This window comes from Peribacillus sp. NPDC097197 (assembly GCF_050278025.1).
Lineage (GTDB): Bacteria > Bacillota > Bacilli > Bacillales > DSM-1321 > Peribacillus.
Genome location: NZ_JBNNST010000002.1, coordinates 162,219 through 177,848 on the forward strand (window position 1 = coordinate 162,219; position 15,630 = coordinate 177,848).

At 39.8% G+C, this 15,630-nt stretch carries 10 protein-coding genes and 1 riboswitch; all 10 genes read right to left on the reverse strand.

Going from position 1 to position 15,630, the window contains the following annotated elements; genetic code table 11:
• Positions 1–3 precede the first annotated feature (3 nt).
• Positions 4–924 carry a 1-phosphofructokinase gene (gene pfkB, locus ACQKL6_RS03180; RefSeq protein WP_427650567.1) on the reverse strand — a complete coding sequence of 307 codons (921 nt, stop codon included), beginning with the start codon at positions 922–924 and terminating at the stop codon, positions 4–6.
• The gene (locus ACQKL6_RS03185; RefSeq protein WP_402988285.1) at positions 924–1,676 is read right to left on the reverse strand and encodes a DeoR/GlpR family DNA-binding transcription regulator; all 753 of its coding nucleotides are present in this window, start codon (positions 1,674–1,676) and stop codon (positions 924–926) included. Before ACQKL6_RS03185 ends, pfkB begins: the two co-directional genes overlap by 1 nt.
• Positions 1,677–1,885: 209 nt before the next feature.
• Positions 1,886–3,142, reverse strand: coding sequence for a 2-oxoglutarate dehydrogenase complex dihydrolipoyllysine-residue succinyltransferase (gene odhB / locus ACQKL6_RS03190; RefSeq protein WP_402988282.1), 1,257 nt, complete (start codon positions 3,140–3,142; stop codon positions 1,886–1,888).
• Between the two features lies 1 nt (position 3,143).
• Positions 3,144–6,017, reverse strand: a complete 2,874-nt coding sequence (locus tag ACQKL6_RS03195) for a 2-oxoglutarate dehydrogenase E1 component (RefSeq protein ID WP_427650569.1) — start codon at positions 6,015–6,017, stop codon at positions 3,144–3,146.
• A 326-nt stretch (positions 6,018–6,343) separates the two neighbouring features.
• A complete protein-coding gene (locus ACQKL6_RS03200; RefSeq protein ID WP_402956915.1) occupies positions 6,344–7,114 on the reverse strand; it encodes a dioxygenase family protein in 771 nt (256 codons plus the stop codon).
• Between the two features lie 84 nt (positions 7,115–7,198).
• On the reverse strand, positions 7,199–7,957 hold the full coding sequence (locus tag ACQKL6_RS03205) for a polysaccharide deacetylase family protein (RefSeq protein ID WP_402868874.1): 759 nt from the start codon (positions 7,955–7,957) through the stop codon (positions 7,199–7,201).
• 203 nt (positions 7,958–8,160) lie between these two features.
• A complete protein-coding gene (gene metH / locus ACQKL6_RS03210; RefSeq protein ID WP_402988277.1) occupies positions 8,161–11,610 on the reverse strand; it encodes a methionine synthase in 3,450 nt (1,149 codons plus the stop codon).
• Positions 11,603–13,450 (reverse strand): bifunctional homocysteine S-methyltransferase/methylenetetrahydrofolate reductase, encoded by a 1,848-nt coding sequence (locus ACQKL6_RS03215; RefSeq protein WP_402956911.1) that lies wholly within the window; start codon positions 13,448–13,450, stop codon positions 11,603–11,605. The genes metH and ACQKL6_RS03215 overlap by 8 nt, the downstream gene beginning before the upstream one ends.
• A gap of 106 nt (positions 13,451–13,556) precedes the next feature.
• Positions 13,557–13,655: riboswitch (SAM riboswitch) on the reverse strand.
• 111 nt (positions 13,656–13,766) lie between these two features.
• Complete coding sequence (locus ACQKL6_RS03220) at positions 13,767–14,408, reverse strand: MOSC domain-containing protein (RefSeq protein WP_402988274.1); 642 nt, start codon at positions 14,406–14,408, stop codon at positions 13,767–13,769.
• A gap of 485 nt (positions 14,409–14,893) precedes the next feature.
• The gene (locus tag ACQKL6_RS03225; protein WP_402868881.1) at positions 14,894–15,568 is read right to left on the reverse strand and encodes a phosphatase PAP2 family protein; all 675 of its coding nucleotides are present in this window, start codon (positions 15,566–15,568) and stop codon (positions 14,894–14,896) included.
• Positions 15,569–15,630 lie beyond the last annotated feature (62 nt).

Consider the following 15,630-nt stretch of genomic DNA (forward strand, 5'->3'; position numbering starts at 1 on the left):
GAGTTACCCCCCTTTTATCTCACTGATACTAATTTGCGGCAATACTTTTTCCATTAATTCCAACGTGCAAAGGTCCGATGAAAAAGCTGTCGCACTTCCCGCGGCGACACTATATTGGAAAGCGGTTATAACATCTTCCGTTTTTTCATACATCCCGATAAATCCGGCCACCATAGAATCACCGGCCCCCACTGAATTGATGACCTTTCCTTTCGGTATATTTGCAGCATAAGATTTATCTCTTGTGATAAGTACAGCCCCATCTCCTGCCATCGAAACGATTACATTTTGAGCACCTGCTTCCAACAACTTCCGCCCATACTCATTTGCATCCTTCACAGTTCTGATTTCAGTCGAGTAAAGACTCGCTAATTCGTGATGATTAGGCTTCAAGAGAAAAGGCTCATATTGAACGACATTCAATAATTCTTTCCCGCTAGTATCAACCACCACTTTTACTTTCCTCCCCAAACATACTTTCATCATCGTTTCGTACACATCACGTGGGAGGCTTGTTGGAATACTACCAGATAAAACGAGCCAATCATTTAGCTTGAGTTCACCAATTAAACTAAGTAAATGATGGTAATTCTCCATGGATATTTCAGGACCATGACTATTAATTTCAGTCTCCACTCCTGTTTTTAATTTTATATTGATTCTCGTATCACCAGTTATTTCCGTAAAATTTGTCCTAATATGATCTTTTTCTAAACAGGCTTTTACAAATTCTCCAGTTTGGCCTCCTAAAAAGCCTAAAGCAGTCGTATCATTTCCTAGCCCTTTCAATACTCGTGATACATTAATTCCCTTGCCCCCCGGATATTTCTTATCCATGCTTGTTCTGTTCACCAAGCCCATTTGGAAGTTTTCCACCTCGACCAGGTAATCTATTGAGGGATTGAGCGTTACGGTATAAATCATTAAATCGTCACGACCTTTATCTTGGGATTTTTCAAGAGCTGTTCGACAGCAGCTTCATTATTGCTATCCGTCAGCAAAATGACTTCACTTACATCTGCCACTTTTGCGAAGGTGACTTCATTTAATTTTGAACTATCTGCAAGCACATAACTTTGATTGGAAAGCCTTATTGCCGTCTTTTTCAATAGCGCTTCTTCAGGATCTGGTGTGGTCAAACCTAATTCAGGATGAATGCCATTGATCCCTAGAAAACATTTATCGAATCGGTAATCACTTAAAAAATCGACAGCTGTACTACCTACAACCGCATTGGTGGAAGCCTTGATGGTTCCACCAACGATAACCGTTTTTATTTCCAATTCCATCAACTTTTGTATATGCATGAGACCGTTGGTTAAAACGGTTACATTTTTATCTTTTAAATAAGGGATCAGTTCAGAGATGGTCGTACCTGCATCAAGATAAATACAGTCATCATTCTCGATAAAAGTTGACCCCAGCTCTGCTAGGAGCTTTTTTTCGGATAACGCTTTGTTTTGCTTCTCCAAGGTTGTCGGTTCCATGCCTTTTCTTTGAAGCAAGGCAGCTCCACCATGAACACGTTTTAAAAGCTTTAGTTCCTCAAGTTGGACTAAATCACGCCGAATGGTAGATTCTGAAGCTTGCAAATAATCGACAAGTTCTTGCATCTTTATAATGCCTTTTTTCTTAATCAACTTAAGGATTACGTCATGCCTCTCGGTTGTCAACAATTACCTCACCCCCAATATATTTCCATAATAACTTCATTTTTCAGATTAATCAATCATTATCGTTCACTTTTATCCAAAAACATTCATTTATATTAAAAAACCAATCATATTCCTGCAAGTGATGATATGATTATCTCTTTATCTATGAACTTTTCTACAAAAAAAAGCCCCCATCACCATGACAGGGGCTTTTCATTTTATAGGATTTATTAATTTTGTAATAAAAGTTGTTCAGGATCTTCAAGCATTTCTTTGATTGCCACTAGGAAACCAACTGCTTCTTTTCCATCAACGATACGGTGATCATAAGATAATGCAAGGTACATCATTGGTCTGTTTTCGATTTGATCGCCAACAGCAACAGGACGAGTCTTGATAGTATGCATACCTAGAATACCAACTTGTGGCGCATTCAAGATAGGTGTCGATAATAGGGAACCGAATGTACCACCATTTGTGATGGTAAAGGTACCACCAGATAAATCTGAAAGCGCTAATTTGTTGTTACGTGCTTTAACAGCTAGGTCCGCAATGTTTTGCTCGATTTCAGCGAAACTTTTACGATCAGCATCTCTTACAACTGGAACAACTAAGCCTTCTTCAGTCGATACGGCTACACCGATATCATAGAAGTTCTTTTTAAGGATATGATCCCCTTTGATTTCAGCATTCAATAAAGGATACTTTTTCAATGCCCCAATGACTGCTTTTGTAAAGAATGACATGAAACCAAGTTTAACGTCATTAGCTTTAACGAATGATTCTTTATGACGGCTACGTAATTCCATAACTGCAGAAAGATCGACTTCGTTGAAAGTTGTAAGCATTGCCGCTTCAGATTGGACTTGAACTAAACGTTTAGCAATGGTTTGACGACGGCGTGTCATTTTCACTACTTCTATACGGTCATCGTTGGCTTCTATAGGAGCTGCCGCTTGTTTAGTAGCTGCAGGTGCTTTTGGAGCTGCTGCAGGTGCTTTACTTGCTGCTTCCACGTCTTGTACACGTACACGGCCTAGTGGATCAACAACAGGTACTTGAGTTAAGTCAATTCCTTTTTCACGAGCTAATTTTCTAGCAGCTGGTGATGCAATAACTTGTTGAGTGGAAGATGCTTCTTTCGTTTCAGCCTTTGGAGCTTCTTTGGCAGGTGCTGCTTGTTCCACTTTAGCTGGTTCTTGTTTCACTTCTTCAGCTTTTGGAGCTTCCTTAGCAGGTGCTGCTGCCGATCCATTTTCATCCACGATGGCAATAGCTTGTCCAACTTGAACAGTGTCGCCTTCTTCAGCTAAAAGTTCAGTAAGGGTCCCAGTGTAATCAGAAATGATTTCCACGTTTACTTTATCTGTTTCCAGTTCAAGGACATAATCTCCCTTTTCAACATGGTCACCAGGTTGCTTTAACCATTGCGCAATAGATCCTTCAGAAATTGATTCTGCTAATTCAGGCACTTTTACTTCAGCCATTTTATTTATCCCCCTCATTATTGCGTGTAATTGCTTGACTCATAATCCGTTGTTGTTCATTTTTATGGACAAGTGGATCTCCCTCAGCCGGGCTTGATCTACGTTTTCTACCGATATACGTTACAGAAAGATTTCCAGGAGCAGCCGCATTTAAGCGAGGTTCAACAAATGTCCAAGCTCCCATGTTTTTCGGTTCTTCTTGAGCCCAGTAGATTTCTTTAAGGTTCGTATATTTTTTCAATGCTTCTTGAACGCCAGTGAACGGGAATGGATAAATCTCCTCGATACTGATGATTTGCAACCAATCGGTATTTTGTTCAGTAGCTACTTTATCACGTAGTTCTACAGCTAATTTACCGCTTGCAAATACAATGCGCTCAACAGCTTTAGGTTTTTTGCCTAGCGTTTTCGTTTCAATGAATGATTCAAAACTTCCTGTGCTGAACTCTTCTGGAGTAGATGCCATCACTTGGTTACGAAGCATACTCTTCGGTGTCATGATAACAAGCGGACGCACTTGTTCCTGATCAAGTATTTTAGCTTGTCTTCTAAGGACATGGAAATACTGAGCTGCAGAACTTAAGTTAGCAACGGTCCAGTTATTTTCAGCTGCTAATTGAAGGAAACGTTCCAGGCGAGCACTTGAATGTTCTGGTCCTTGTCCTTCGTATCCGTGTGGAAGTAGCATAACAAGTCCAGATTTTTGACCCCATTTTGCACGGCCTGCCGCAATGAATTGGTCAAAGATTACTTGTGCCGTATTGGCGAAATCACCGAATTGGCCTTCCCAAAGTACAAGTGTTTCTGGAGCAAAAACATTATATCCATATTCATAAGCAAGTACTGCCGTTTCAGTAAGCGGACTGTTATGGACAGCGAAAGATGCTTTGGCAGATTCAAGAGTATGAAGCGGTGAATATGTTTTGCCGTTCACGCTATCATGCAGCATGATGTTACGTTGTGCGAATGTTCCACGTTCTGAATCTTGACCAGTTAAACGGATTGGTGTGGCATCATTTAAAATCGTTGCAAATGCAAGCGTTTCAGCATGTGCCCAGTCAATTTTACCGTTTTCACCAAACGAATCCAGACGACGGGACAAGATTTTACCTAATTTTTTATTAGGCGTAAATCCTTCTGGCCATTTCACAAGTTGTTCATTGATTGAAATAAGTTCTTCCTTAGATACAGCTGTATCAATCGTAGGAATGCCTTTTTCAATTATTCCCGGAGGATTTACTTCTTTGGAAGCTTCCGGTTTGTTTCCAGAAATTTTGGCATAGGCTTCTGCAAGTTTAGTATCCACTTGTTTTGCCATTTCTTTCACTTCATTTTCTGTAAACTCTCCAGATTCAATCAGTTGTTTACCGTAAATTTCTTTAACTGTTGGATGCTTATGAATCAAAGCATACATTTCAGGTTGTGTGACCAATGGCTCATCCATTTCATTATGGCCGAAACGTCTGTAACCGATTAAGTCAATCAAGAAATCTTTTTTGTATTTTTCACGATATTGGATGGCAAGATTAACTGCAGCCATACATGCTTCGGGATCATCAGCATTAACGTGGACGATAGGTACTTCAAAACCTTTTGCAAGATCACTCGCATATCTAGTTGAACGTGAATCTTCACTTTCGGTAGTGAAACCAATCGTGTTATTAGCGATGATGTGGATTGCCCCACCAACTTGGTAACCGCGTAGACGGCTTAAGTTAAACGTTTCAGGTACGATACCTTCACCTGGGAACGCAGCATCACCATGAATAAGGATTGCTAGCGACTTATCAATATCTTGCACTGGGAAGCCTTTTGCTGTCCTGTCTTCTTGAGCCGCACGAGAGTAACCTTCAACGATTGGGCCAACTACTTCCAAGTGACTTGGGTTATTGGCAAGCGTAATTCTTGCTTTCTGTACGCTTTCTTTTGTAATTTGTTTATCCAAACCTAGGTGGTATTTAACATCGCCAGTCCAACCATAATTAATGCCGGTTGAGCCTTCTGATGGGACTAAATCCTTATTAGGTGAGTGTTGGAATTCAGAGAAAATCACTTCATATGGTTTTCCAAGGACATGTGCCAGGACATTAAGACGTCCGCGGTGAGCCATGGCAATATTCACATTGCCAGTTCCATTTTGGACAGTCTGTGAAATCATCTCGTCTAACACTGGAACCAATGCATCTAGACCCTCAATAGAGAAACGCTTTTGCCCTACAAATGTACGATGTAGGAACTTTTCAAATCCTTCAACTTCATTCAGACGTTTTAGCATTAATGCTTTTTTCTCTTTTGAAACTTCAGGGAACATTTTACCAGATTCGACCATATCAGTAAGCCATTGCTTTTCATCCAAGTCATTTACATGGTGAAATCCAAAGGCTATTGTTTTTGTATAAAGTTGTTTAAGATATTGGAAAGCTTCGTATCCGTCTTTTACGTTTTCAGGTGATTGCGCGCAAATAAGATCAGCCGGTATTTTCCGTAAATCCTCAACCGTCAAATCGTATTTTTCAAAGTGGATTTGCTCTGTATCTGGCTTGTCTTCAATCAATGGATAAATGCTTGAAGCAAGATGTCCATATGCACGAATATTTTCTGCCAATTTTACTGCAGACATAATTTTCTTCATTGAAAGGACTTCACCAGTCTGTGGTGCACTTTCCATTACAGTGCCTGCCTCTACTTCAAATGAAGGAGGACCAGCAACCTCAAAAAAGTTTTTCAGTTCCGGATCTACTTCTTCCGGATTAACTTGAAATAAATCGTATTGCTCCATGACATACCCAAGGTTTGGACCAGAAAAAGATTTCCATGGGTCGTAAGCCTTAGCATCCTTGATGGTCATTTTTGTAAACCCCCAAATTTTTCTCATAATTTCGTTTTATCCATCCCCAAATTCCTTCTTCTAACATTTCCCCAAATAGATAATTTATAATAAATAACTTGGTCATTGAATAATAAAATTTTAAAGGATAAAACGTTTTCAGATGCTATATTAACATGTTTTTGTCGAAATATCCAAGGGTTTCACCTCTTTATACACCCTTTTTCAAACTATTATTCTGTTTAATTCGCCTTATTTCGTCTTAAATAGACCTTTTATCTTTTTTAAGTCTATTTTTTCTAAAAAAAGATTTTTCTATTTTCGTATATTAATTCAAACAAGCTAGATTTCGCACGATTGAAAACCCTTTCAACTCAAGCAAACTCCCAAGCTGTCAAACTTAAGTTTCCATACTGAAAACTACGATGCAACATTTTTGCCTTTTTATTGGAATCTCCTGCTCCCATCGCAATGATCAAGGGAATGAAGTGACCTTTAAATGGCACCGCCTCGGAACTATATGGCCCTATTCTTTCATAATCAAACAAGGATTCCAAATCCCACTTCTCTACCTGTTCTTCCACCCAGTTTTCAAAACGGATTGCCCACCCCTCCGCAACATGCAGGTCTGGCTGAATCTGGTTAAAATTATGCACAATCCCACCGCTACCAATTATAAGGACGTTATTCCGTTTGAGAGCCCCCAGCATTTTCCCGATTTCATACTGTTTTTCAAACGGTAGGTCGGAACTGATCGATAATGAAACGATCGGTATATCAACTTTAGGATACATGAGATGCAACAGCCCCCATGCCCCATGATCGAGAGGACGCCTTTCATCAAGCTCCCCCCATATGCCAACTCGTGACAACAGGGTTAAAATCTTATCGGAAAGCTCCAAATTTCCTGAAGCGGGATAGGATACCTGGTAAATTTCTTCCGGAAAATCGATATAATCATAAAGGATTTCATGCTTCTTGACAGCTGAAACCAACTGTTCATCACTTTCCCAATGGGCTGACAGAATGACTATTGCAGTTGGCTTCTCAATTTCTTTTGTATAAGCTTTTAAAAACTCGGTGTAGCTATTCTCTTCCAAGGCTAATAATGGCGTTCCATGTGATAAAAACAACGATGGCATCATAAAAACTTTAAATCCTTTCCAAACTATGATCTTTAAATTAAAATCCAATTACCTTTAATTTACTATAGTTGAGCTTGGCTTTCACTAATTAAATTGAACCTTTGGGGTTGTCTCATCTATCGTATCAAAGATATAGCCTTCTTTTTTTAGGATTTCTATTATCTTCGGCAGCGCTTTAACGGTATTTTTCATACTGTTGATATCATGCAGCAGGATATTAGCCTGTTTTTGATTTTTCAAGCCTCTTTGCACGGATGTGATGATTTGATGTTCGCTTATAGTAGGACTGATTCCATCCGTTGAATCTATATTCCAATCTGTATATATATACCCTTTATCCGTTAGCTGCTGAAGTATTCCATTAATGATTGGTTTTGTGCTTGCTTGTTGTCTCAGACGATTTCGTGATCCACCGGGAAGACGAACGATTCGGCTTTTTATTCCATAATCTTTTTCTAACATCGTTTCAAGACGATTTAAATCCTCAAAAAAACTATTCGTGGAACGATACACGATTGAATAGTCATGTGTATAGGAATGTAAGGCAATTTTGTGGCCTCTTCCTATCATTTCTTCATAGCATTTTTTTGCATATGGCTCTTCATTACCTTTAACAAAAAATGTTGCCTTTACTTGATACCGGTCTAAGATGTCCAGGATATCCATTGTATTCGTAGAAGGCCCGTCGTCAAAAGTTAAATAAACTGTCTTTTGGTTTTCTTTACTTTTGACGAGTGGAGTTATTTCTTCCGGAATTATTGCATGTACGGGTCCGGCAAGTGTTTCACTTAGGATCATTGAAAAACAGAATACTATCGTATATAAGTGCAATAATTTCTTCATAATTCTCCCCCTTGCTTTTTACCATTAAGGTGTACTATTCCAGGGGTTTCATGCATCAAATTTTTTTAGAATATAGGCATGGAATTATGGTCTTTAACAACTTCACTTTCTGTATCAGGAATTTATCACCATACTATTCTTAATGTGCTCTCGAAATTAACTCGCCATAATCAATAAGACAGCGGATTTAACCGCTGCCTTACTTATCTATCGACATTAAAATATCTAGCTTCAGGGTGTGCAAACACTATGGCGGAAACAGATGCCTCCGGTTCCATCATGAAACCTTCAGTCAATTCTACCCCAATATCCTGAGGCTGTAATAAGCGGAAGAGTTTTTCCTGGTCTTCCAGATTCGGGCAGGCTGGATACCCGAAAGAAAATCTTTGACCAATATACTTGGCAGCAAATCTCTCTTTCATGGTCATTTCGATAGAATCGCTAATTCCCAAATCGTCACGCATCATTTGATGGATTCTTTCAGCAAATCCTTCAGCCGTTTCGAGAGCAAGGGATTGTAGGGCATGATTTTTTAAGAAATCTCCCTCTTTCTTGAACTTTTCAGCCCACTTTCTAATGCCTCTTCCTGCTGTAACCAGGAAGAAACCAACATAGTCCATTTCGCCAGAAGAAATAGGCTTCGCAAAATCAGCCAGACAAAGGTTTGGACTTGTATCTTGCCTTGGAAAATCAAAAGTTTCCAATACTTCCTGATGATCCTCGGGATTGTATACCACTAATTTGTCACCATCACTTTGGGCGGGGAAAAATTGATATACTGCATTTAATCCATATTCAGGTTCGGATTTCAGGAATTCAATCAGCTCGTCAACCAAATCATTCAATTGTATAGCTTTATCGTTACCCTCCTTCAGTAATTCGGCCACCTTCCCTTTTAGACCCAGATGATGTCCAATCAACATCTGTCTATTGATATAGGGCTGAATGACTTCGAGTGGATATTTTTTTAGTATATGCCTTTTGACATCATGAGGTTTTTGGACCGGTACATTCCTTAGTGGAACCGCACTTACTGGCTTACGTTCCGGTTTTTCAATTAATGCGGCGATGGCAGCATTGGCTTTTGCCTTTTCACGTTTATTTTTCAGTTCCTCTAGGTATACCATTTTTCTGTTCGTATCATGTAGGATATTCGTAACGGCCAAACCATCCATCGCATCCTTAGAATATAGAACAGGCCCATCGTATTCGGGTGAGATTTTAAAATCGGTGAACTTACGGGATAATGCGGCACCACCCACCAAAATTGGGGTGTCAATCCCAGCCTGTTTCAAATCCTGTGCTGTTAAGATCATTTGCTGTGCTGACTTTACAAGCAGTCCCGATAAACCGATAATGGTAGGTTCATGCTTTCGTACTTCCTCAATGATTTGCTGTGGTGCAACCTTAATTCCAAGGTCCACGACTTCATAGCCATTATTGGAAAGAATGATATCGACAAGGTTTTTACCGATATCATGGACATCCCCTTTGACAGTGGCCAAAAGGATTTTCCCTTTTTTAGCATGATCCTCTGAATTTTCCATAAGCGGTTCAAGATGTGAAACAGCGGCTTTCATTGCCTCGGCACTTTGAAGCACTTCTGCCACAATAAGTTGGTTATCATTGAATAACCGCCCCACTTCGCTCATTCCATCCATCAATGGTCCATTAATGATTTCCAGTGGAGCATCACCACGCTCTATGGCTTCATTCAAGTCCTCGATCAATCCTTCTTTTGTACCCTCGATTATGTAGTTACCTAACCTTTCATCTAATGGAAGAATAATTCCATCATCTTTCTTTTCAGCTTTTTTACCACGATAAAATTCAGTGAAGGTTGCCAGTGTTTCTGTTGAGGTATCAAATAAAAGTGCTTCAGCAAGCTTCACTTCCACTTCTGGTATTAAAGCAAACCGTTCGAGTTTTTCCGTATTCACAATCGCGTAATCTAGTCCAGCTTTCGTACAATGATAAAGAAAAACAGCATTCAATATTTCCCTTCCACGTGAAGGCAAGCCAAACGAAACATTTGAAATCCCAAGAATCGTCAAACATTCAGGGAATTTTTCCTTGATTGCTTTAATTCCTTTTACTGTTTCCAATGCGGAGCCAATATATTGTTCATCTCCTGTACCGACTGGAAATACAAGGGGATCAAAAATCAAGTCACTTTTCTTTAGGCCGTATTTGTTTACAAGTAAATCCACTGAGCGAGTAGCTACTTCTATTTTTCGTTCGGCGTCTACCGCCATACCAATTTCATCAATCGTTCCTACTACGACAGCCGCACCGTATTGATGAATAAGTGGAACGATTTTTTCAAACCTCTCTTCACCATCTTCGAGATTGATTGAGTTTATGATGGATTTCCCTTGGGAATGTTTCAAGGCTTGTTCAAGAACGGCTTCATCAGTTGTATCGATGACTAAAGGGACCTTTACCTTTTTGACGACCTCTTCAATGAATTCTTTCATGTCACCGAACTCATCTCCATCAGGGTCTGCCAGACAGATATCAATGACATGCGCACCTTTCTTAACTTGTGCCCGGGCAATCTCCGCTGCTGGTTCGTATTTCTTAGCACGAATCAATTCCTTGAATTTACGAGATCCAATGACATTCGTTCGCTCTCCGACAAACAGGGGTCGCATTGAGTCGTCATAAATAAGCGGCTCGATGCCAGATACGGCATGACCATGTGCAACCTCAGGTAATTTCCGTGGTTGAATATCTTTAAGAACTCTTGAGAGCTCTTTAATGTGTTCAGGAGTAGTACCACAACAGCCACCAATGATATTGACCCAGCCTTTTTCTGCAAATTGTTTCATTTTCTCGGCTAGGGAAGTGGGAGATTCATGGTAATGCCCCTCTTCATCAGGCAATCCTGCATTTGGATAACAGCTAATCGCATTGTCGGATAGATCTGCTAGAGTACGGATATGGTCAATCATAAACTCTGGGCCTGTCGCACAGTTCAAACCGACAGCCAGAGGGTTCATATGCTCTACCGATAAATAAAATGCCTCTATGGACTGACCGGCTAACGTCGTTCCCATCGGCTCGATTGTTCCTGAAATCATTATCGGTACTTCCTTGCCAGTTTTAGCGATGGCCGATCTAATTCCAGAAAAGGCCGCCTTTACATTGAGCATATCTTGACAGGTTTCCACGAGTAATAAGTCTACCCCACCGTCTATAAGGCCAAGTGCCTGTTCCTCATATGAATCGGTCAATATATCGAAAGTCGTTCCACCTGTAACAGATAAAGTTTTTGTCGTTGGTCCCATGGAACCCGCTACATACCTGGGCCAATTATCACTTGAATATTTTTCACATGCTTTTACGGCAAGCTCTGCCGATACTTTATTAAGTTCATATGCAAGCGTGCTTAATTGATATTCTTCCAGCACTAAGCTTGTGGCACCAAAGGTATTAGTCTCTATAATATCGGCACCTGCCGCTAAATATTTTTCATGGATAGTTTGAATGATTTCAGGACGGGTTAACGATAAATACTCATTACACCCTTCGTATTGTTCTCCACCGAAATCCTCGGCCGTTAAATCTTCAGCTTGAATCATGGTGCCCATTGCTCCATCAAGAAGAAGAATCTTTGATTGTAATTGCACGTTAATTTCTCTTTTACTCATGTCCTGCCACCTCAGATGTTTGTTTACGATCATGATCCTTAATATATGTAGTAAGTTCCGCTGTCATTTCATAGCGTAAGAAAGGCGTTATTAAGTAAATTCCCTTGAACCTCTCTTGGGCTGCGTCTACCAATTCCCTTGCTATATTTATAGCTTCAATCCTTGATTTTACTGGATCAGCTCCCGCTGAGGCCATTGCTTTCCGTACACTGTCAGGTAATTTAATCCCCGGTATTTCATTATGGATGAATTCGGCATTCCTCGTACTGGTAAGGGGCATTATCCCCATGAAAATCGGTGTTTCCAAATGTTTTGTCGCCTGATAGACTTCTTCTATTTGTTCTACTGAATAAACTGGCTGTGTCAAAAACGAATGAGCACCGCAAGCGATTTTCTTTTCCATTCTCTGAACAGCCTTATCGAGATATTTCACATTTGGATTAAAAGCTGCGGAAATCTTGAAATTAGCCCGTTTCCCTAGACTTTGTCCGGAATAGGAGTAGCCCTCATTGAATTGCTTAACCAGACTTATCAAATCGAATGAAGATAAATCATAGACAGACGTTGCCCCCGGGAAATCACCAATCTTAGAAGGATCCCCAGTGATAACTAAAACTTCATCCAGCCCGACCGTATGCAATCCCATTAAATGGGATTGTAACCCAATAAGATTTCGGTCCCTGCACGTAATATGGACCATCGGATTCACCCCTAATTCAGCCTTTAATAAATTGGCTAAGGTCGAATTCGATATCCTTGGTGAAGCAAGTGAATTATCAGCTAAAGTAATGGAATCCACCCCAGCTTTTTTCAAGGCTTCAGCTCCTGCCATAAACGTTTCGATTCCTAACTTTTTCGGTGGATCAAGCTCAACTAGGATCGTTCTATCCGTTTTTGCCTTTTCATGAAGAGCTAATTCTTGTTTTTGGTTATTCACTTCAATAATTTCTATATGTCGAGCTTTCGTAATTTTTTCCTTGACTGGCGCTAAAGTGCCAATCATTTCGTTCACAGCTTGTATATGTAGTGGTGTCGTACCACAGCAACCCCCTATAATGGTTGCTCCTTGTTTTCGTAATTCGAGTGCACTTGAACCGAAATATTCTGGTTCCGCTTTATAGACCAGTCTCCCATCCACATAATCTGGAAGACTTGCATTAGGATAGATGGCAATCGACGCCTGCATAGGCAATTTCACTTCTTCCAGTGCCCTTATCATATGATGGGGGCCCAGACGGCAATTCACCCCAACGACATCTGCACCTAGGTACTCTAGCTTTTGAAAAGCTTCATTCAAATGAAATCCATTTTGAAGATTTCCAAGTTCATGCATCGATACATTTGCAATAATCGGCAGGTCCGTTTCCTTTTTAGCAATTTGAAGCACCGTTTCAAGCTCTTCAAAATCATAGAATGTTTCAAGAAGAATTCCATCGGGATCTTCCAGGAGCAAACTGTATAATTGTTCTCGAAAACCCCGTTTTATTTCTTCTATACTTAAATCCGATTTACGTATACTACGCTGGGCCCCAATTGTACCAAAAACATAAGCCTTCCCTTTCGCTACTTGTTTAGCAAGGCTGACTCCTTGGCGATTGATCCGACTGACTTCTTCCTCCAGCCCATACCGTTTCAATTTATTGAAATTGGCACCATATGTATTGGTTTGCAGAATATCTGCACCCGCTTCTAAATAGGCCCTATGTATAGACTCAATTTTATCAGGATTGGTGCAATTTATTTCCTCATAACATTGATCGATTCCATAGGAGTACAACAACGTACCCATCGCGCCGTCTCCAACTAGCATTCTTTCCTTCAATTCACTACGAAAATCCAATTAGTACACCCTCTCTTAAAAACACTATGGTTTTTGTCGGTTTCTATGAGTGTGAGAGTAAAGAAAAAAAACCTTCTCAAAGAAGAAGGCTTTTTTCGAAACATTCTCCTCATCTATCAAGCTCTGCTTGCTGGATTTAGCACCTTTGCCTAGGCTGGTTGCTGAGGTTTCATCGGGCCAGTCCCTTCACCTCTCTCGATAAGATTTATTAAGTTTAATTTTCTAAACATTTCAAAATTTATTTATATTTAATTTACATGAATCATCTGATAATTTCAAGAGTATATTTATCATTTTTTCATTTTCTTCAGACTTTTTAACGATACATCCTTTTAGAAAGCAAGGCTCCCCATTCTTCCGACAAGGATTCAATGGAAAGCAAGGACATTGCCCCCTCCTCCCCATCACGCTTATGAAGGATGACATCCGTTGCATAAAGTACCGTAACCTTATCTTGAAGCCGATCCAATAACACGATATCATCTTGTTGGCCAATTACCCCTTCTTGTATAACCCTAGCAAAATAGCCAGTTAGATTAGTGTCCATCACCAATTTCAAAAACTCTGGCTCTTTGTTAAAGTGGGAGATGGTCGAGCAAGGAATACGCCCCTGTGTAATCTGAATAACGGTCCCGCCAATGCGATAGATATCGCCTATAAACGTTTGACGTTCAGTCATTCCAGCAATCGTCAAATTCTCCCCAAATGCAGGGATGGAAAGCTGCTTATTGAATGTTCGATTCCATAAATCATAATGCTCAAAGGGATAAAAACATAGAGCACGGTCAGGCCCTCCATGGAACTTTCTGTTACCCACTCCATCCCTATCAATCCCTGATTTTGTTACGGTGATATAGTCGATGGCCTTCTTATCCATTGCCGTTTTGATCTTTACCCCCGAAAGCTCCTCCTCTTTTGGCATCCCAATTTGAAGAGACATGATTTTACGATTTTCCATTGGACATCTTCCATTTCTTTTAAATTTCCAGATTGCAATAAAGAAACATTCTTTATATTCAATCTATTCAATTATTTGATTATACCAAAAAAAAGCAATAACCTCTTTACTAGGTATAAAATTCGATGTGAAAAGAGAATGATATAAAAATAATCCCTTTGTTTTAGTAATTTAGTTGCTATTTCCAAATTAATTATGATAGAATATGAACACAATATATAGTCGAAAAAGACAATCCGTCGCCTATATGTTGATTCACGATTAATTTCCTCATTGTCGCTCTTTAGGGGGCGAATTTTTTTGTCTCCTTTTAAAAAGGGTGGAAAACTGTAGATCCTTACTAATTATTTATACCTAACAAGTAACTACCAAATTGAACAGGCGACCTTCTTTTAATGAAAATTTATAGGTGCGATCATTACTTTCCTCACAGTACACCACTTTTTTGATAATTTTGGTGATTTTCTTATGCCTTCATTTTCCCCTTAGCTTCTATTTTTTCGCCCCTTATATTCCAGGTATCGTAACAGCCATGCCGATATCGTTAGCCAAGCAGCTCCGGCAACAAAACCTGCCACAACATCGCTCGGGTAATGCACCCCTAGATAAATGCGGCTCCATCCAATGACCAATGAAGCCAAAAAAGCCAAAAACCATATAATGCCGTTCATATATTTACTTTTGACGATTCGTAAACATACAACTGCAATGCTTCCGTAAACGATAACCGAAGCCATAGAGTGACCACTAGGAAAACTATATCCGGAAACGGATAATAATGGAGCGATATCGGGTCTTTCCCTTTGAAAAAGATATTTTAGCCCCCAATTAAATACCCCACCCATTGCTGAAGTGATTATTAAGTATAAAGCAAGCTGTTTTCTTCTGTATAAGGCCAAAATCAAGGCAAATATACCAATTAGTACGACTATCCATGTCACCGACCCAAAAAATGTGAGCGTAGTCACAAAGCTGATAAATTGTTCACTAAAGGGCACTTGGATGAAATTGATAAGGACTTTATCAAATTCGATTAACTCCCCTTCCTTCAGTTCTTCCACAATTTCAATAAAAATGAAAAAATAAACTAGGATTAAACCAGCCATCATGGCAATATAAAGAAGTTTTTTTGAAATATGTATGCTAAAAAAGTTATGCATTCTCGGACACCACCTTTTCCCTCATTTATCACGCTACCTCTAGGATAAAACAAAAAAAGCCT

Coding starts and splice junctions, on each gene's coding strand:
- pfkB (WP_427650567.1), bottom strand. CDS start 924: ATGATTTATACCGTAACGCTCAATCCCTCAATAGATTACCTGGTCGAG.
- odhB (WP_402988282.1), bottom strand. CDS start 3,142: ATGGCTGAAGTAAAAGTGCCTGAATTAGCAGAATCAATTTCTGAAGGA.
- ACQKL6_RS03195 (WP_427650569.1), bottom strand. CDS start 6,017: ATGAGAAAAATTTGGGGGTTTACAAAAATGACCATCAAGGATGCTAAG.
- ACQKL6_RS03200 (WP_402956915.1), bottom strand. CDS start 7,114: ATGATGCCATCGTTGTTTTTATCACATGGAACGCCATTATTAGCCTTG.
- ACQKL6_RS03205 (WP_402868874.1), bottom strand. CDS start 7,957: ATGAAGAAATTATTGCACTTATATACGATAGTATTCTGTTTTTCAATG.
- metH (WP_402988277.1), bottom strand. CDS start 11,610: ATGAGTAAAAGAGAAATTAACGTGCAATTACAATCAAAGATTCTTCTT.
- ACQKL6_RS03220 (WP_402988274.1), bottom strand. CDS start 14,408: ATGGAAAATCGTAAAATCATGTCTCTTCAAATTGGGATGCCAAAAGAG.
- ACQKL6_RS03225 (WP_402868881.1), bottom strand. CDS start 15,568: ATGCATAACTTTTTTAGCATACATATTTCAAAAAAACTTCTTTATATT.